This is a genomic window from Acidimicrobiia bacterium (assembly GCA_040878325.1).
Taxonomy (GTDB): domain Bacteria; phylum Actinomycetota; class Acidimicrobiia; order Spongiisociales; family UBA11373; genus JAUYIV01.
In genome coordinates this window covers 143,332-160,958 of record JBBDMM010000018.1, presented here as the reverse complement: position 1 = coordinate 160,958, position 17,627 = coordinate 143,332, and the positions used below count along the sequence as shown (strand labels likewise).

Sequence of the window (17,627 nt, the reverse complement as noted above, 5' to 3'; positions counted from 1 at the left end):
GTCACCTTCGTCCCGCCCAGTTGCGGCTTTCCACCCCCTCCACCGGCCAGCCGGCGAATTTGCGGGCGATGAGGTTGGTGACCCCGTCGCGATGCTCCAGGGTCCCGTCGATCACCAGGCCCGGGTTGCGGCGGGCCACATCGCGCTGGGCGTCCCACACCTCGGGGAGGACGATGACATTGAGCAATCCGGTCTCGTCCTCGAGGTTGATGAAGATCACCCCCTTGGCGGTCATCGGCCGCTGGCGGTGGGTGACCACCCCGCCCACCCGCACCCGCCGCCCCGCCCGTCGTCCTTCGAGTGCCTCGGCGATCGGGACACAACCGTCGGCCGCCAGGCGCTCCCGGACGAACTCGACGGGGTGGCGCACCGATACTCCAGTGGCCCAGAGGTCCGCCCGCGCCGCCTCGGTCTCCGGCATGAGGGGAAGGGCAGGAGCATCGGTGCCGGCCGCCAGGGGTAGCCGCCCCGGCCCCATCCCCGCCAGGGCACCCGCCGCCCACAGACCCTCCCGCCGCGACACCCCCAGCGATTCGAGTGCCCCCGACGCCGCCAAACCTTCGAGAGCACCCACCGGCAGCCCGGTTCGCTGTGCCAGATCGACCACCGAAGCGAACAGACCGCCTCCGAGCCGGGCTGCCTCAATCCTCGAGATCTCCGCCTCGCCCAGGTCACGGACATACCGCAGCCCCATGCGGACCGCGGTGGCCATTCGCATGGGATCGTCGACCGAACCCCTCCCCCGCCGCCAGGCCATCCCGTAATAGGTGGCGGTGTCCTCGGGGTTGGCGAAGTGCGCCACGACGGTGCAGTCGAATTCCGAATCGTTGACGTCAGGTCCCAGCACCACCACCCCGTGGCGGGCGGAGTCCTGCACCAGCGAGTTGGGGCTATAGAACCCCATCGGCTGGGCGTTGAGCAGCCCGGCAAGGAACTCGGTAGGCCAGTGATATTTGAGCCACGCTGACATGTAGACGATGTAGGCGAACGACACCGAATGGCTTTCGGGGAAGCCGAACGAGGCAAAGCCCTGGAGCTTCTCCCACAACTCGTCGGCCGCCGCCCCGGTGATGCCGTTGCGCCCCATGCCGGCCACGGTCTCGAGCCGCAGTTTCTCCATCTCCTCCTGCGACCGCTTGTGAGTCATCGCCTGGCGGAGGCGGTCCGATTGTCCCGGGCTGTAGCCGGCGCACACCCGGGCGATCTCCATCAGCTGCTCCTGGAACACCGGCACCCCGAGGGTCTTGGCGAGGATGGGCTCGGTCAAGGGGTGGGGATACCGCACCGGTTCCTCCCCGTTGCGCCGCCGCAGATAGGGATGCACCGAATGGCCCTGGATCGGGCCGGGGCGGATGAGGGCCACCTCCACCGCCAGGTCGTAGAAGGTCTTCGGCTTCATCCGGGGAAGGGTCGCCATCTGGGCGCGGGACTCCACCTGGAACACGCCGACGGTGTCGGCCTTGGTGAGCATCTCGTAGATGCGGGGCTCCTGGGGGATCGTGGCCAGGTCGATCGACACGCCATGAACCTCGTCGATCATGTCCACCGCCAGGTGGAGGGCGTTGAGCATTCCCAGGGCGAGCAGGTCGAACTTGACGATCCCCATCGAGGCACAGTCGTCCTTGTCCCACTGGAGCACCGAACGGTCCTCCATCCGCCCCCATTCGAGCGGCACCGCCTCCCACAGGGGACGGTCGGCGATGACCATGCCGCCCGAGTGGATGCCGAGATGACGGGGGAACCCGTCGAGGCGGCGGCAGGCGTCGAGGATGAAGTCGGTGGTGGCACCCTCCGGCAGGTCGAGGTACGTGTCGATCTTGCCCGGGTCCATGGTGTCGAGGTACTTGGTGAGCCCGTTGACCTGGGCCTGGGTGAGCCCGAATGCCTTGCCCACATCCTGGAGCACCGACCGGGCCCGGTAGGTGATCACGTTGGCCACCATCGCCGCCCGCTCCCGCCCGTATCGCTGATAGCAGTACTGGATCACCTCCTCCCGCCGTTCGGCCTCGAAGTCGACGTCGATGTCCGGGGGCCGGCCCCGCTCGGCAGAGAGGAACCGCTCGAACGGCAGGGCGAGGCGGATCGGATCGACCCGGGTGAGATCGAGACAGCGGCACACCGCCGAGTCGGCGCCCGAGCCGCGGATCTGGCAGTAGATGTCGCGCGACTCGGCGAAGCGGACGATGTCCCACACGATGAGGAAGTAGCCGGCGAATCCCAGGCCCTCGATAACCGACAGTTCGTGCTCGAGACGGGCCATCGCCACCGGGTCGATCGCTGCGGGCCCGTCGCCCGGATAGACCCGTCGAGCCCCCTCGATGGTGAGGTGACGCAGATAGTCCATCTCGTTGCGGAAGTCCCCCGGCATCGGGAAGTCGGGGAGGCGGGGGGCGACCAGACGAAGATCGAAGGCCAGAGCGCCTCCCAGTTCGGCTGCCCGCTCCACCGCCCCGGGGTAGCGGGCCATCCGCCGGGCCATCTCGTCGGGCGACTTGAGGTGGCGCTCGTCGGTGGCCGGCCAATGCCCATATCCGATGTCGAGGTCGCGCCGCCCGCCGATGGCAGCGAGCACCTCGGCGATGTCGGCCTCCGACCGGTCGTGATAGTGGACGTTGTTGGTGGCCACCAGGGGAATCCGCAGCCGGCCCCCCACCTCGGCGAGCAGGTCGTTGCGAGCGTCATCTCCCGGCATGCGGTGATCCGTCACCTCGAGGTACAGCCTCCCCGGGAACACCTCCCGAAGGCGGGCCGCCGCCGCCATCGCCCCTTCCAGGTCCCCGGCCGCCGCCGCCCGGGGGACCGCCCCCTGATGACACCCGGTGAGGGCGACGAGTCTGCCCCGCGCCGATGCCTCCACCAGGTCGGCCTCGGAGTAGACCGGCCGATCCTTCTCCCCCCGAAACTGCGCCCGGGTGATGAACCGCGATATGGCCGCATACCCCCGCGGATCAGGGGCCAACAACACCAGATGATCGGTAGACGGCAAGTTGATCGGTTTGGAGCCATGCATCCGATGGGTTCGGCCCCGTCGCTTCGCTCCGGGACCGCCCCCATCGGAGTCTCCAGTCCCCAGTCTCCAGTCTCCAGCAGGAAGAAGGCCATCCGCCTTCCGCCCTCCGCCTTCCGCAAGAGGTTCGGATCTGGCTGGTGACTGGTGACTGGAGACTGGGGACTCCATTCCCACCTCCACCCCATACACCGTCGCCATCCCCTCTTTCGCGGCGGCGATGCGGAAACGGGGGGCACCGTAGAAGCCGTCGTGGTCGGTGATGGCGAGGGCCTCGTATCCCAGTTCGGCGGCCCGCTCCACCAGTTCCCCCGGATGGGAGGCCCCGTCGAGGAACGAGAAGTTGGTGTGGCAGTGGAGCTCGGCGTAGCGCATGGGGAGAGGAGTGTACGCGAGTGATCGAACATGTGTTCGATTCGATGGGTGATGGGCGAATGGCGACGCCCTCTTCCCGCCTCCCGCCGCCCGCCTCCCGCAAGGCGTCCTCCTCCGTCGTCTTCGACGGGGGAGGTGGCGCCGCGGGCACTCCCCCGCGAGGCTGCCGGCTTACTCTTCTCTATGGCCCGCCTCGCCACCCCGAACGACATACCCGCCATTTCCCGGGTGCAGGTCGGCTCCTGGGATGGGGTTTATCGGGGATTGATTCCTGACGATGTCATCGATCGGTTGAATGTCGAGCACCGCGTCATTCAGTGGACGGCGTTCTTCGAGCGGGCCGATGATCGGGAGGCTCTGTTGGTGGCGCAGCATGACCACACGGTGGTGGGCATGGCTTCGCTCGGGCCGGCGCGCGATGAGGATCTCGAGGGACCGGTCGGCGAAGTCCGGGCTATCTACGTACTCCCCGATCACTGGGATCACGGGCACGGGCGCGATCTGATCAGCGCCGGCGAGGCTTGGCTCGCCGAGCACGGCTTCGAGGCGGCCATTCTCTGGGTTCTGAGGGCCAACGACCGGGCGCGGCGGTTCTACGAGACAGCCGGATGGAGTCTCGATGGTGCCACCAAGATCGAGGACATCTACGGCGCGCTGCTCCCCGAAGTCCGCTACCGGGTGGCCCTCGACCGGTCTGTTTGACAGTGACATCATTCTGATGTCACTATGCCGTCTATGAGCATTCCCGCAGCCGTCGAGCCCCAGACCCCCGTGCCGGCATCGTCGGGAATGCGCACCTTCTTCACCGTCTGGGCGGGCCAGTTGGTCTCGGTGGTCGGCACCACCCTGACGGCCTTCGGACTCCAGATCTGGGTCTACACGGAGACGGAATCGGTGACCGCGCTGGCGATCGCCAGCCTCGCTTACGGGGTGCCTGCGACGCTCATCTCTCCGATAGCCGGAGCCCTGGTCGACAAGTGGGACCAGCGCCGGGTGATGCTCGCCGCCGACTCGCTGGCCGGGGTCGCCACGCTGATCATCGCCGTGCTCTTCTTCACCGACTCGCTCGAGGTGTGGCACATCTACTGCCTGGTGGGGGTCGGCTCCATCGGGAACGCCTTCCAGAGCCCGGCGTGGATGGCGTCGATCCCGTTGATCGTCCCCAAGAAGCATCTCGGCCGGGCCAACGGCCTGGTCCAACTCAACGACGGCCTGTCGCTGGTGCTCGCCCCGGCGCTCGCCGGAGTGATCCTGGTCACCTTCGGCCTCGGCGGGGTGCTCATCACCGACGCGGCGACCTTCATGGTGGCGATCGGCACACTGATGATGGTCCGCATCCCTCGCCCCAAGGCCCATGCCGACACCGCCACCGGCTCGGTGCTCGGTGACGCCAAGGCGGGGTGGCGCTACGTCAAGGACCGCCCCGGCCTCTTCGGCCTCCTCTGGGTGTACGCCGGGGTCAACTTCGCCCTGGCGTTCGTCAACGTGCTCATCATCCCCTTGGTCCTGGCGTTCTCCACCGAGGCGGCCGTCGGGGCGATGTTCTCTGCGGTCGGCGTCGGCGCCATCGTCGGCAGCGTCGCCGTCAGCGCGTGGGGCGGGCCCAAGAAGCGGGTTCGAGGCACGATGATCGCCATCGCCGTCGCCGGGGCCGCCTCCGCGTTCGCCGGAATCGCCCCTTCCCTGCTGGTGGTCGGTCTCGGCGGGTTCTTCATGATGGCGGTGGTGCCGGTCGCCAACACCGCCAGCCAGGTGCTGTGGCAGACCAAGGTGCCGCCGGCGGTTCAGGGCCGGGTGTTCGCCATCCGGCGGATGATCGCCTCGGCGATCTCCCCGATCGCACTGCTCGCCGCCGGACCGCTCGCGGACAACGTCTTCGAACCCCTGCTCGCCGAGGACGGCGCCCTCGCCGGATCCGTGGGGGCACTCATCGGAACCGGTCCGGGACGGGGAGTCGGGTTCATGTTCATCCTCAGCGGCCTGATGGTGGTGGTGATCGCCGCGATCGGATATGCGCTCCCCCGGGTGCGCAACCTGGAGACCGAGTTGCCCGACCACATCGAGGAGTAGGCGGCTACTCGACCTCTTCCTCCTCGCGATGCTGGTCGACGGCGAGCAGCGCCCACCCGATCCCCTCGTCGGGCGACTCGGCGGCGATCGATCCGGACCATCCGGGCGGAGCCTCCTGCGGTTCCCACAGCACCCAGCGCAACGAGGCGAGATCGTTCACGAAATCGTCGGGATCGGGTGGCCATTCCACCCCGGCTAGTGCGGCCGCCGCCCACCACGCCCCGAACCGGCCCATCGGCGCCCCCCGGCGGCGACCGTACGCCCCGCCGCTGGCCGCGGTCCACGCCATCGAGGCGAGCGCGGCAGGACCGTCGACCGCGGCGGTGCGAACCGGCCCCGGCTCGAGAGCAGCGATGGCCGCCTCGGCGGTCCCCTCCACTGCGATCGCTTCTACCCGGCCGTTCGACTGCTCGGCCCAGGGCAGGGCCAGGGCCAACAGCGCCTCCGTCGACTCGCGGTCCTCGACCGGATCACCCGCTGCCACCGGCTTCGTCGCCTCCAGGTGCGGGAGGTCCGGGGTGGGGAAGTCGGCCTCGTTCGACCGATACGCCGCGAGCCCGAAACGGGGCTCCCAGGACATGAGCGACAGGGGCACGTCGAGCACGCCCCGATCGATGCTGTCGTCTCCGCGGAGATCCTCGCCCCGCATCACCCGCTCGAGCGCGGCGAGGGCTCGAGCCGGCCCGGAAGCGATGGTGTCACGCAGTTCGTCCCAGGGGTGGGTGCTGGCCGCCACCTCCCACAGCGGTCCAAGGGCGAAGCGACCTGCCCCGGCTACGACCACCGGCCCGGCGAACTCGGCCGGCGCCTCGAGCGCCAGGCGGTACTCGGCGAACTCGGCGGCAGGCCACAGCTGCAGCCCTCGCTCCAACGCGTGCCGGCAGCGATCCCTCAACTCCACCACCCCGGCCCAGTCGCGCGACGCGCATAGCCCGTCGACGAGACGCACCAGACGGTCGAGATCGCCGGAGTCGACGGCCTCACGAATCGTCACGGCCCCGACCAATCGCCGGCGCGGTTTACGCTGATCACATGGTGTTCGACCGGATCGCCGAGCGGGTCCCCATCGGTCTGGCGCGCACGACTTCGATCGCCGCCGTGGTGGCGGGGCTGGCCGGTGCCATCTTGATCGCCCTCGCCGTTGCCTACGGCGACTGGTGGCTGGTGGCGGGGTCGGCCGCGGCGTTCCTGGTGGCAGGCTCTCTCTGGCAGGTGGCCGATCGGCTCGTAGATCGCCGCCGCCACTAGAGAGCCAGCTCGGCCAGGGTTCGCAGCGTCTCCACGTCCTGGGCGACGAGGCACAGGGTGGTGACGCCGGACTCCTTCCATGCCTCGAGTTTGTCACGAAGCGCGGCGGGCGGACCGATGAGGGCAACTTCCTCGACGAGTGCGTCGGGGACCGCCATCACCGCGGCCTCCTTCTCGCCGGCGAGGTAGAGGTCCTGGATCTTGGTGGCTTCGGCCTCGTACCCGTACCGGCAGACCAGGTCGAAGTAGAAGTTCTTGCCGCGGGCGCCCATGCCCCCCACATACAGGGCGAGCAGCGGCTTGACCCCCCACAGTGCCTGCTCAGTGTTGTCGGTGACGACGGCGGGAACCGTTGGGGCGATGTCGAAGCGGTCCCGCTTCGACGGATCACCCGACCTGGCGAACCCCTCCGCCATGGCGTCGGCGAACACCTCGCCGGCCCGGTACGGGGAGAACCAGAACGGCAGCCAGCCGTCGGCGATCTCGGCGGTGAGGGCGACGTTCTTGGGGCCGATGGCGGCGAGATAGATCGGTACCTCGTGGGTGGGATGGACGGTGAGGCGCAACGGCCGGCCGAGGCCAGACGCCCCGGGCCCGTCGTAGGGAATCTGGTAGTAGGTGCCGTGATGTTCGAGCTTCTCCCGGGCCAGGGCGGAGCGGACGATCGACACGTACTCCCGGGTCACCCCGAGTGGCTTGCCGTAGGGCACGCCATGCCAGCCCTCCACCACCTGGGGGCCAGAGGTGCCGAGGCCGAGCAGAAATCGCCCACCCGAGAGTTCCGACAGCGTCACCGCCGTCATCGCCGTCATTGCCGGGGTGCGGGCGGGCATCTGGAGGATGCCGCTGCCCAGGTGGATGCGCTCGGTGGACGCCCCGTACCAGGCGAGCATCGACACGGCGTCGCTGCCGTAGACCTCGGCGACCCACACCGAGTGATATCCCAGGCGGTCGGCCTCGACGACCAGGTCCATCCGCGGATCGACCTTCGCCCCGGCATATCCCAGATTCAGGCCCAGTCGCATGCCATTCTCCCCTTGCGTGCTGCCGCATCCTCGGATCAGGAATCGATCTGGTCAAGCCAGGTACTCTCGGCGCGCCATGAGTGTCAAGCGAAGAGTCGCGTCGGTACCCCTCGCCGTAGCCGCCATCGTCGCCGGCGAAGTCATACGAGCCGCGGTACGCCGCGACCTGCCTACGTACCCGAATCAGGATCCGTCCGGCGTCTTCGGAGACCCGGCCGCTCGCCCGTTCCGCATTGTCGCCCTGGGCGACTCCTCCACCACGGCCCCCGGGGTGGAGGACATCGAGGACGTCTGGATCCGGACCGTGGCGCGATCATTCGCCGACCGCTACCGCGTCGAGCTGATCAGCCTGGCCGTGGGCGGCTCGAAGGCCCGCGATGTCATCCAAGGCCAGCTGACCGAGGCGCTGCGCTTGCGCCCGGATGTGGTCTCGCTGTCCGTCGGTGCCAACGACGCTTTACGTGGCACCCCCGCGGCAAGGTTCCACCGGGACCTGGAGGAGATCGTGGTGGCGCTCGAGGGGGCGGGGAGCGTCGTGGTGCTCTACGGGATGGGCGACCTCGGTTCGATCCCCCGCCTACCGCCCACCTTGAGCCGGCTGGCGAGCCGGCGGTCGGCCCGGTTCGACCGGATCTGCCGCGAGGTCGCCGTTGCCCACCGGCGCACTCTCAAGGTGCACACCCGTGGTCGGATCATCGAGGCGTTCCGCGACGACCCCGCGTTGTTCGCCGGCGATCAGTTCCACGCGTGCGGCCTGGGCCACGCCATCTTCGCCGAGGAAGCGATCCCGGTGTTCGAGGCCGCAGTGGCTATGAGTCAAGATCCAAGAGTCAAGACTTCTTGATTCTTGACTCCTATCTACCTGCTTCCTGTGACCGTGATGTCGCCGGAGACGGTCTTGATGCTGAGCCGGGCCGGGGCGCCATCGCCGCCGTGGCCCACCGGGAAGTCGGTGCGCACCTCACCGCTGAGCGTCTGGAAGGCGACATCGAACTTCCGGCCTGCGGGTACGCCGAGCGAGATGTCGCCCGAAAGGCTCTTGGCATCGAATGACGGGCCGTCGAAGCGGTTGACGACGACGCTTCCGGATGCCGACTTGGCCTGGAACTCGCCGTCTACCGAGCCGACCTTGATATCGCCCGAAGCGGTCTTGATCGAGGCCGTCCCTTTGACGTGCACCGCGCGCACGTCGCCGGAAGCGGCGGCAACTTCGAGGTGGCCGGCCACGAGACCGGCCTTGATGTCACCGGAGGCCGACCTCATGGTGGCGTCTCCCAACACATCGCTGAGGTGGATGTCGCCCGACGCGCTCTCGATGTGAGCGGAGGCGAGTTCGACGGCCGAATTGATGTCCGCCGCAACCAGGCGACCGCGGAAGTTGATCGGATCGAAGCACCAGATGGTGACCTCGACCGACGACCAGCGGCCCTTCGAAGACCGCTCGGGCTCGATCACGATCTCGCCCCCGCGGTCCTCGACGATGAACCTGTCGACCGTCGAGGAACGCCCCTCGAGCTGGACGGTGATCTCGCCCGGCTCTCCCTGGACGATCCGCACCTCGCCCGACGGCAGTCGCAGCGAGACGGTCGGGGTGCCCGAGCTGGGGAAACGGAATTCCTTCATGTCTCGATCGTTCCCTGAATCGTGCGGGACTTTCCGCGGGTGTCGGCCTTGATCGAAATCGTTTTGACGAGCCACGAGTTGAGGGACTCGCCGCGCTCCTCGGCGGCCGACTCGATCAGCTCCTTGAGGGTGGGCGGGAGCCGGAGGGTGATGCGGGCGTCGAGCGACTCGCCGCCGGGTGCCTCGACGGAATCGCGCGCTCGAACCCGGATGGACGGCTCGCCGGAGGCGAGCACGACGTCGACGTCGTAACCACCGAGTTGCCCGGAGACTTCCGCCGCGGCCTGTTCGGCCAGGTCATAGGCCAGCTGCCGCACCGCCGGCTCGAGGGCGCTGAGGAGAGCTCGGGACGCGGCCTCGACTTCGGGGTCGCCTCCGGCCACGAGCACCTGCTGCTCGATCGCTCCCTGGAGTCTGGCCATCGCCATCGTGGTGTCCATCCGTGCCTCCTGAGTCATCGGCCGGTGGTTGCCGTCGAAACGAGCAGTCCGACCGGGGCCGCAAGGCTGCGGTCCAGGTCGGTCGCCTGCTCGATCGTACGGGCCCGCAGCACCACGGTCCGACGGTGCCGTTCCTGGCCGATCGCCTTGATCGTCTTGCTCGAGATCAACATTACTCCTCCTCCTGTCACTTCAGTGTCGTTGTGACAGCAGGATGATGTCATGTTGATGTCAGGTTGTCAAGGGATCCTCCCCCGGCTTTCCGGGGGAGGTGGCGAGCGAAGCGAGACGGAGGGGGCAGCTGAGACAGCGTGCGGCCAGGGCAAGCGCGTCCTCCCCCGGCTTCCGGGGGAGGTGGCGAGCGAAGCGAGACGGAGGGGGCAGCTGAGACAGCGTGCGGCCAGGACAGACCTCCCAATCGCCAATCGCCAATCGCTTCCCAAACCCCGACATCGCACCGAACACGTAGACTCAGAGCGCAAGAACACACCGGGGAGCTCGGGGAGCTGAGCTGAGAGGGTGGCCGTTCCGCCACCGACCCGACCGAACCTGATCTGGGTAATGCCAGCGGAGGGAGTCGTGACCGATATCTGCCTGATACTCGCTGGAGGCGATGCCGCGCCCCCGGTCGACCCGGTGCCGCATCCGGGATTCGTCATCGCCGCCGACGGCGGCCTGGCGATGGCCGAGCGCCTCGGACTCCACGTCGACCTGGTGGTCGGTGATCTCGACTCGGCCGATCCGACCTCGCTCCACCTCGCCGAGGAGCAAGGGGCGACCATCGAACGGCACCCGGAGGACAAGGACGCCACCGACCTGGAACTGGCGCTCGACGCCGCCGTCGCCCGCGGATTCGAGCGGGTGGTGATCGTCGGAGGAACCGCCCTCGAACGGATCGATCACTTGCTGGCCAACGCCGCGCTGGTGGCGGCGCCCCGCTACGCCGGGCTGAATCTCGAGTGGCGCATGGGTGCCTCCCGGGTGGTCCCGCTCCATGAGTCTGTCGATGTCGACGGCGTACCGGGCGACATCGTGTCCATCGTCCCCATGGGCGGCCCGGTGACCGTGTCTGTGACCGGGCTCGAGTGGGGCCTGGAAGAGGCAGTCCTGGAACCCGACTCGAGCCGCAGCATCAGCAATCGCATGATCGGCCACACAGCCCACCTCACGGCCGCCGGGGGCCAAGCACTTGTCATCCACACGAGAGGAACCTCCGCATGAAGCGCTTGATCGCCACCGGCGCCGTTCTCGCCCTGCTCACCGCGTCCTGCGTCGCCGAGCCGCCGGTGGTCCGGATCGTCGCCCACGACTTCTTCGAGGTGTCCGATGAGGTGCTCGCCGCATTCACTGCGGAGACGGGGATCGAGGTGACGATCATCCGTGGTGGCGACGCCGGGTTGATCGTCAACCAGGCGGCCCTCACCAAAGGCAACCCGGTCACCGACATCCTGTTCGGGGTCGACAACACCCTGCTCTCCCGTGCGCTCGACGCCGAGATCTTCGTGCGCTACGAGTCCTTCCTGATACCGGAGATCCCCGACGAGTTCGAGCTCAGCCCGTTCGTCACCCCGATCGATTACGGGGACGTCTGCATCAACTACGACCGGAGCGCATTCGGTGGCGAGTTGCCGCCGCCGGCGACCCTGGAGGACCTGACCGACCCCCGCTACCGGGGGATGCTGGTGGTGCAGGATCCGACGATCTCCTCCCCCGGCCTGGCGTTCATGCTGGCCACGATCGTCCGGTTCGGCGAGAGCGGTGACTACACGTGGCTCGACTACTGGGCCGACCTGCGGGCCAACGACGTAGAGATCGCCCCCGACTGGGGCACCGCCTACTACGGGATGTTCTCGGGGGCAGGCGACGGCGATCGCCCGATCGTGGTGTCGTATGCCACCTCGCCGGCGGCCGAAGTGATCGATGCCGAGCCGCCGATCCCGGAAACCTCCACCGCGGTGATCCGCGACGGCTGTTACCGCCAGATCGAGTTCGCCGGGATCCTGGTCAACGCCGACCATCCGCAGAACGCCCGCAAGTTCATCGACTTCATGCTCAGCCTGCAGTTCCAGGAGGACGTGCCGGGGCAGATGTTCGTATACCCGGTGCGGCCCGAGGCCGAGTTGCCCGCGTGGTTCGGCGAGCGGCCCACCGACACTCCGCCCGGCCTCGCCCCCGAGGTGATCGGGGCCAACCGGGAGCGCTGGCTCGACGAATGGATCGAGGTGGTGCTGCGGTGACCCGACGGACGGCGATCGCCCTCGCCGTCGTCCCGGTCGCCTTCCTGGGGGCGTTCTTCGTGTGGCCGGTGGCGTCGATCATCACCACCGGGTTGGTCGAGGGCGGGGCAGATGCCATCGGGCGGGTCTTCGGCGACCGGGGCCTGCGCGGCGTCGCCTGGTTCACGCTGTGGCAGGCGGTGGTGTCGACGGTCCTCACGGTGATCGTGGCGATGCCGGCCACATGGGTGCTGTCCCGGTTCGAGTTTCCCGGCCGCAGCCTGGCCCGGGCGATCGCCACCGTGCCGTTCGTGCTGCCCACCGTGGTGGTGGGAACCGCCTTCCTCGCCCTGGCAGGGCCCAGCGGCCTGCTCGGGATCGACCTCCACGGCACCGTGTGGGTGATCCTCGCTGCCCATGTGTTCTTCAACGTCGCCGTGGTGGTGCGACTCGTCGGCGGGGTGTGGGGCCACCTCGACCCCCGCCTCGAGGACGCCGCCCGCTCGCTCGGCTACTCCCCGTGGCGCACCTTCACCCGGGTGACCCTGCCCCTACTGCGACCGGCGCTGGCGGCAGCCTCGTCGATCGTTTTCCTGTTCACCCTCACCTCGTTCGGCACGGTGCTGATCCTCGGCGGCCCCCGCATCGCCACTGTCGAGGTGGAGATCTACCGCCGCTTCGCCCTGCTGCTCGACCTGCCCGGGGCGGCGGTGCTCGCCCTGCTCCAGATGATCGGCGTGGTGGCCGCCCTCGCCGCCTATGCCCGGTATCAGGAGCGGCACACGGTGGAACAGACGCTGCGCCCGGTGCGGGAAACGGCGCGGCGGATCCAGGGCGGCCGGGAACGGGCGCTGGTCGCCGGCATCCTCGGTGCCACCGGCCTGCTGGTGCTGGGACCGCCACTGGTGTTGCTGTGGCGGTCGCTCACCGCCGGTGGCGGGTTCGGCCTCCAGGCATACCGGGCGCTCGGGTCCGACGACCTGGTCGACAGCGGGGCGGCGATCGGCAACTCGCTCGGGTTCGCGGTGGCAGCGACGGTGATCGCCCTCGGGGTGGGCCTGCCGGCGGCCGTGTTGATCGCGGCCCGGCGCGGGCGGCTCTCCCGATGGTTCGACACCCTGCTGATGCTGCCCCTGGGCACTTCGGCGGTGACGGTGGGGTTCGGCTTCCTCATCGCCCTCGACTGGCCGGTCGACCTGCGGGCATCGCTGGCGCTGATCCCGATCGCCCACGCCCTGGTGGCGGCTCCGTTCGTGGTGCGATCGTCGGTACCGGTGCTGCGGGCGGTACGGGGTCGGCTGCGCGAGGCGGCGGCCACGCTGGGAGCGTCACCGGGGCGGACCTTCCGCGAGGTCGACCTGCCGATCGTCTCCCGGGTCGCCGCAGTGGGGGCGGCCTTTGCCTTTGCCATCTCGCTGGGTGAGTTCGGGGCCACCCTGTTCCTCGCCCGGCCCGGCGGGCCGACCATCCCCATTGCCATCTTCCGCTTCCTCGGCCGCCCCGGGGTGCTCAACTTCGGCCAGGCGATGGCGTTGAGTGTGCTGCTGATGGCGATCACCACCGCCGCGATCCTGGCAGTGGAACGAGCCCGCATGCCCGGTCCGGGGGCGTTCTGATGCTCGAGTTGCGCGCAATCTCCGCCCGGTTCGGGCCGCTACCGGTGCTTACCGGGGTCGACCTCACCGTGGGCTCCGGCGAGATCGTCGCCATCCTCGGCGGGAGCGGATCGGGCAAGACCACCCTGCTGCGGGTGGTGGCCGGGCTGCACCGCCCGGCGGCAGGCGCGGTCCTGTGGGAGGGCACCGATGTCACCGCCAGCCCGGCCCATCTGCGGGGTTTCGGGATGGTGTTCCAGGACTTCGCCCTGTTCCCGCATCTCGACGTCGCCGCCAACGTCGCCTTCGGGATCGCCGACCTGCCCGCGCCGCAGCGACGAGCCCGGGTGGTCGAAGAGCTGGAGCGGGTGGGCCTCGGCGGGTACGAGCGGCGCCGGGTGGGCGAACTCTCGGGAGGCCAGGCACAGCGAGTGGCAGTGGCCCGTGCGCTCGCCGCCCGCCCCCGGCTGCTGCTGATGGACGAGCCGCTCGGCTCCCTCGACCGAGCCTTCCGCCGCGAACTGGCCGGCGACCTGCGCGCCGCCCTCCGCTCGGCCGGTATCCCCGCCCTCCATGTCACCCACGACCCCGATGAGGCCTTCGCCGTCGCCGACCGGATCGCCCTCCTCGAAGGCGGCACGATCGCCCGGGTCGGCACCCCCGAGCGCCTGTGGCGGGCCCCCGGCACCGAAGCCGCCGCCCGCCTCCTCGGCCTCTCGACTATCGCCGACGTGACGGTGGGCCGCGACGGAGTTCGACTGGGCCACGGCGAGGGCCGCCACGCCCGCGCGGTGATCCGCGAAGAGGCGGTCCGCATCGCCCCCGACGGAACCACCGAAGGCGTGGTCGAGGACTCGGTATTCGAAGGCCCCGGTTACCTGATCGCGGTCAGCGTGACCGGCGGCACCATCCGGGTACCCCATCACCAACCAATCACCCCCGGCCAGGTGGTCCGGCTCGAAGTCCCCCCGGAGGCATTCGCCCTGTTGGACGGTTGAGGGAGGCCAGGGTCCTCCCCTGCCGCCTGGGGCGGGGGAGGTGCCGAAGCGAAGCGAGGCGGAGGGGGCAGCTGACCCTGCGAGCACTCTGACGACTTCAAGACCTCGATTGCCAATCCCCTTCTCGATTCGCCCATCGCCTCTCGTAAATGTTCTAGTCGACACGACCATAACCATGTGATATGGTTCCAGTCATGACGACACGAACTGATCCCCCGGTCGGATACGACCCCTCGAACTTTCCCCCGTTCGCCGTCACCGTCGACATCGTGATCCTCACGATGAACCACAGTGGGCTGCAGGTACTGCTCATTCGACGCGGCGAGGACCCCTTCGAGGGAATGTGGGCCATCCCCGGCGGATTCAAGCGCCCGCACGAGACCTTGGACGAAGCGGCAAAGCGGGAACTCTCCGAGGAGACCGGTGTCGACGCCGCTCGCTTGCTCACCCAGTTCGGCGCCTACGGCGACCCCGGCCGCGACCCGCGGATGAATGTGGTGACCGTCGGCTACCTGGCAGTACTGCGCGATGTGGGCGCGGTGGTGGCCGGATCCGACGCCGCCGACGCCGCCCTGGTGCCGGTGTCGCAGGTACTCAACGAGGAAATCGAGCTGGCGTTCGACCACCTCCGCATACTCCACGACGCCATCGACCGGGCTCGCGTCGAACTCGAGACGTCCGGCATCGCCACCGCTTTCGTCGGGACGATTTTCACGATCGCCGAACTCCGCGCCGTATACGAGGCCATCTGGGGCGTCCAACTCGACGCCGCCAACTTCCGACGCGCCGTCCTCGGCGAAGAAGGCTGGGTGATCCCCACCGGCCGCCGCGCACGCCCCGGCCCTGAAGGCGGCCGACCGCCCGAGTTGTTCAAAGCAGGCAAGGCTTGGCGCGACGGCGGCCCGATCCACCGGACGACCACAGAGAGGAATTAGGACATGACAACTCGAGTAGTGGCAGCAGTAGTCATGGTGGCTGGACCACCTGACGTGATCGTTTTCCAGAGAGCAGAACCGACTACCGCCGGCACCAACCGGGCACCGGCCGCCAAGAGACCCATCGACTCGATCGACATCGACCGGAGCGGGAAGCCGTTTCTCATCCGGTTCTTCAGGGAGCTGCGCTGACGATGGGCTCTCCCTCGAATCGCCCCACCGAACTGAGCCAGAGTGAGGAAAGAACGATGACCCCCGCAGCCATGATGAAGGCAGCCGTGTGCCGCCGCTACGGCCCGATCGACCGAGTGCGGATCGAACAGGTCGCCGTCCCGGCCCCGCAGGACGACGAGTTGCTGGTGCGAGTGCGGGCCACCACCGTGAATCGGACCGACTGTGGCTACCGGGCGGCAAGCCCGTTTGTCATCCGGTTCTTCAGTGGCCTTCGCCGGCCCAAGAGGCCGATCCTCGGCACTGAGTTCGCCGGTGACGTGGTGGGGATGGGTAAGGATGTCACCGCGTTCCAGGCGGGTGACCGAATAATGGGGTGGTGCGAGGGCACCTTCGGCGCCCATGCCGAGTACATGACCGTGAAAGCGGGCCGCCCGCTGACGATGCCGATCCCGGAGGGCCGGAGCTACGTCGAGGCGGCGCCGAGCACCGAGGGGTCGCACTACGCGGTGAGCATGATCCACGCCACCAACCTGAAGGCGGGTGACTCGATCCTGATCTACGGCGCTACCGGGGCGATCGGCTCGGCGGCGGTGCAACTGGCGAAGGCCAAAGGGGCGAAGGTGACCGCGGTGTGCGGCACGGCGAACCTCGAGCTGGTCAAGACACTGGGAGCCGACCGGGTGATCGACTACCAAACCGAGGACTTCACCAAGGACCGCGAGCGATACGACGTCGTCTACGACGCGGTGGGAAAGTATTCGTTCCTCAAGTGCCGGCACCTGTTGAAGCCGAAGGGCATCTATGTGGCAACCGACCGCCCGCTGCTCCACGCGCCGTTCATGTTCGTCCCGGTGTTCGCCTGGTGGCTGATCTTGGCGGGGATCACCAAGCTGTTCCGCGGCCGCCGCCAGAGGTTCGGCGGCCCGAGCCTCGACACCGAGACCCTGCAATGGCTACGCGAGCAGATCCTCTCCGGCACCTTCAAGCCGGTGATCGACCGCACCTATCCCCTCGACCAAATCGTCGAGGCCTACCGCTTCGTGGAGACGGGCCAAAAGGTCGGCAACGTGGTCATCGAGGTCTGAGGGTCAGTCGGTATCGTCACCGAAGGATGATCAAGGCCTGACAATCAGTCCTTGGAACCTGAACTCGACGACTTGCCAGCGTCTGAGCCCGACGATCCGCCCGGCTGCTGGTCGGCGCTGCGGTACACCGACTTCTGCTTCTTGCTGAGGCGCGTGTGCTTCGGGCAGTCCTTGACCGGCCCGGGACGCCATTTGCCGCTACAGAGATGAGAGGTGGACAGGCGCGGCTCCTTGATCGAACGGAGGGCTGATCGTACCCGGTCGTTCGACCAGTTCGGTCCGGCGTGCTTCGAAGCCTGCTCCCGCAACGCTATTCGCGCGGGCGTCGCGGGGTCAGGGGAAGACGACCCGCTGCCAGACCTCTCTAGTCGAGCTGCTTGGCCCCGTAGCCCGCAAGGGCGCATGCTCCGTACAGGATCAACGCGGCCGCGACGGTCGCTCCCGGTGCGTCGAAGATGTCATCCTTGAGTTGGTCGATGAACAGGACCACACCGAACACGAGGAGCAGATAGCCGGATACGCGCAGCAACGATGACGGCGGCACGGCCAACCTCGTGCCCGGGCGCTGCAGCTTCATCCACAAGACGCCGAGGATGAAGGCTGCGAGCAGGATCGCGATGTAGTTGACGAAGTAGTCCTCGGTGATCAACTCGAAGATCACATACACCGCGATCACCGCCAGCGCGCCGAGACCGACGAGCTTCTCACCCTGACTCAGGCTCGAGAAATCCATGCCGCCCGAGCCCCCGCCCGAACTCGCCGGGGGTGGTGCGGGTGGTGTTGCGTCGGAAGTCATTCCGATCCCCTCTCTGCTGAGGCTGCTAGCAGCCGAGGCT

General features: G+C 68.4%; 18 protein-coding genes and 1 riboswitch. Of the genes, 11 read left to right on the top strand and 7 right to left on the bottom strand.

Going from position 1 to position 17,627, the window contains the following annotated elements:
* Nucleotide 1: 1 nt before the first annotated feature.
* Nucleotides 2-3,382: an error-prone DNA polymerase gene (locus WD184_11070; GenBank protein MEX0827279.1), complete on the bottom strand. Its 3,381-nt coding sequence runs from the start codon at nucleotides 3,380-3,382 to the stop codon at nucleotides 2-4.
* Between the two features lie 183 nt (nucleotides 3,383-3,565).
* Between WD184_11070 and WD184_11065 the strand changes: the two genes are divergently transcribed.
* The gene (locus tag WD184_11065; protein MEX0827278.1) at nucleotides 3,566-4,084 is read left to right on the top strand and encodes a GNAT family N-acetyltransferase; all 519 of its coding nucleotides are present in this window, start codon (nucleotides 3,566-3,568) and stop codon (nucleotides 4,082-4,084) included.
* Between the two features lie 33 nt (nucleotides 4,085-4,117).
* Nucleotides 4,118-5,452 carry an MFS transporter gene (locus tag WD184_11060; GenBank protein ID MEX0827277.1) on the top strand — a complete coding sequence of 445 codons (1,335 nt, stop codon included), beginning with the start codon at nucleotides 4,118-4,120 and terminating at the stop codon, nucleotides 5,450-5,452.
* Nucleotides 5,453-5,456: 4 nt separating this feature from the next.
* Here the strand turns inward: WD184_11060 and WD184_11055 are convergent, their stop codons facing one another.
* Nucleotides 5,457-6,446 (bottom strand): hypothetical protein, encoded by a 990-nt coding sequence (locus WD184_11055; GenBank protein MEX0827276.1) that lies wholly within the window; start codon nucleotides 6,444-6,446, stop codon nucleotides 5,457-5,459.
* Nucleotides 6,447-6,484: 38 nt separating this feature from the next.
* On the opposite strand from WD184_11055, the gene WD184_11050 reads away from it, so the two are divergent.
* Nucleotides 6,485-6,700, top strand: coding sequence for a hypothetical protein (locus WD184_11050; protein ID MEX0827275.1), 216 nt, complete (start codon nucleotides 6,485-6,487; stop codon nucleotides 6,698-6,700).
* Here the strand turns inward: WD184_11050 and WD184_11045 are convergent.
* The gene (locus WD184_11045; GenBank protein MEX0827274.1) at nucleotides 6,697-7,725 is read right to left on the bottom strand and encodes an LLM class F420-dependent oxidoreductase; all 1,029 of its coding nucleotides are present in this window, start codon (nucleotides 7,723-7,725) and stop codon (nucleotides 6,697-6,699) included. The genes WD184_11050 and WD184_11045 overlap by 4 nt on opposite strands.
* A gap of 76 nt (nucleotides 7,726-7,801) precedes the next feature.
* On the opposite strand from WD184_11045, the gene WD184_11040 reads away from it, so the two are divergent.
* Nucleotides 7,802-8,569, top strand: coding sequence for a GDSL-type esterase/lipase family protein (locus tag WD184_11040; protein ID MEX0827273.1), 768 nt, complete (start codon nucleotides 7,802-7,804; stop codon nucleotides 8,567-8,569).
* Between the two features lie 14 nt (nucleotides 8,570-8,583).
* Here WD184_11040 and WD184_11035 read toward each other — a convergent pair whose 3' ends face one another.
* The 3 genes from WD184_11035 to WD184_11025 are packed head-to-tail and all read right to left on the bottom strand — an operon-like array spanning nucleotide 8,584 to nucleotide 9,961.
* Entirely contained in the window at nucleotides 8,584-9,348 is a 765-nt protein-coding gene (locus WD184_11035) for a DUF4097 family beta strand repeat-containing protein (protein ID MEX0827272.1), read from the bottom strand.
* The gene (locus WD184_11030; GenBank protein MEX0827271.1) at nucleotides 9,345-9,788 is read right to left on the bottom strand and encodes a toxin-antitoxin system HicB family antitoxin; all 444 of its coding nucleotides are present in this window, start codon (nucleotides 9,786-9,788) and stop codon (nucleotides 9,345-9,347) included. The genes WD184_11035 and WD184_11030 overlap by 4 nt, the downstream gene beginning before the upstream one ends.
* Nucleotides 9,789-9,802: 14 nt before the next feature.
* The gene (locus WD184_11025; protein ID MEX0827270.1) at nucleotides 9,803-9,961 is read right to left on the bottom strand and encodes a hypothetical protein; all 159 of its coding nucleotides are present in this window, start codon (nucleotides 9,959-9,961) and stop codon (nucleotides 9,803-9,805) included.
* Between the two features lie 307 nt (nucleotides 9,962-10,268).
* Nucleotides 10,269-10,382: riboswitch (TPP riboswitch) on the top strand.
* Between WD184_11025 and WD184_11020 the strand changes: the two genes are divergently transcribed.
* The 7 genes from WD184_11020 to WD184_10990 all read left to right on the top strand — a co-directional run bounded on the left by WD184_11020 (nucleotide 10,368) and on the right by WD184_10990 (nucleotide 16,791).
* Nucleotides 10,368-11,009: a thiamine diphosphokinase gene (locus tag WD184_11020; protein MEX0827269.1), complete on the top strand. Its 642-nt coding sequence runs from the start codon at nucleotides 10,368-10,370 to the stop codon at nucleotides 11,007-11,009. Its footprint overlaps the riboswitch before it by 15 nt.
* The gene (locus tag WD184_11015) at nucleotides 11,006-12,025 is read left to right on the top strand and encodes a thiamine ABC transporter substrate-binding protein (protein MEX0827268.1); all 1,020 of its coding nucleotides are present in this window, start codon (nucleotides 11,006-11,008) and stop codon (nucleotides 12,023-12,025) included. Before WD184_11020 ends, WD184_11015 begins: the two co-directional genes overlap by 4 nt.
* Complete coding sequence (locus WD184_11010) at nucleotides 12,001-13,620, top strand: iron ABC transporter permease (GenBank protein ID MEX0827267.1); 1,620 nt, start codon at nucleotides 12,001-12,003, stop codon at nucleotides 13,618-13,620. The genes WD184_11015 and WD184_11010 overlap by 25 nt, the downstream gene beginning before the upstream one ends.
* Nucleotides 13,620-14,597, top strand: coding sequence for an ABC transporter ATP-binding protein (locus WD184_11005; protein MEX0827266.1), 978 nt, complete (start codon nucleotides 13,620-13,622; stop codon nucleotides 14,595-14,597). Before WD184_11010 ends, WD184_11005 begins: the two co-directional genes overlap by 1 nt.
* Before the next feature lie 194 nt (nucleotides 14,598-14,791).
* Complete coding sequence (locus WD184_11000) at nucleotides 14,792-15,532, top strand: NUDIX domain-containing protein (GenBank protein MEX0827265.1); 741 nt, start codon at nucleotides 14,792-14,794, stop codon at nucleotides 15,530-15,532.
* Between the two features lie 3 nt (nucleotides 15,533-15,535).
* Nucleotides 15,536-15,724, top strand: a complete 189-nt coding sequence (locus WD184_10995) for a hypothetical protein (protein ID MEX0827264.1) — start codon at nucleotides 15,536-15,538, stop codon at nucleotides 15,722-15,724.
* Between the two features lie 56 nt (nucleotides 15,725-15,780).
* Nucleotides 15,781-16,791: an NAD(P)-dependent alcohol dehydrogenase gene (locus WD184_10990; GenBank protein MEX0827263.1), complete on the top strand. Its 1,011-nt coding sequence runs from the start codon at nucleotides 15,781-15,783 to the stop codon at nucleotides 16,789-16,791.
* Nucleotides 16,792-17,155: 364 nt separating this feature from the next.
* Here WD184_10990 and WD184_10985 read toward each other — a convergent pair whose 3' ends face one another.
* Nucleotides 17,156-17,587, bottom strand: a complete 432-nt coding sequence (locus WD184_10985; GenBank protein ID MEX0827262.1) for a hypothetical protein — start codon at nucleotides 17,585-17,587, stop codon at nucleotides 17,156-17,158.
* Between the last annotated feature and the right edge of the window lie 40 nt (nucleotides 17,588-17,627).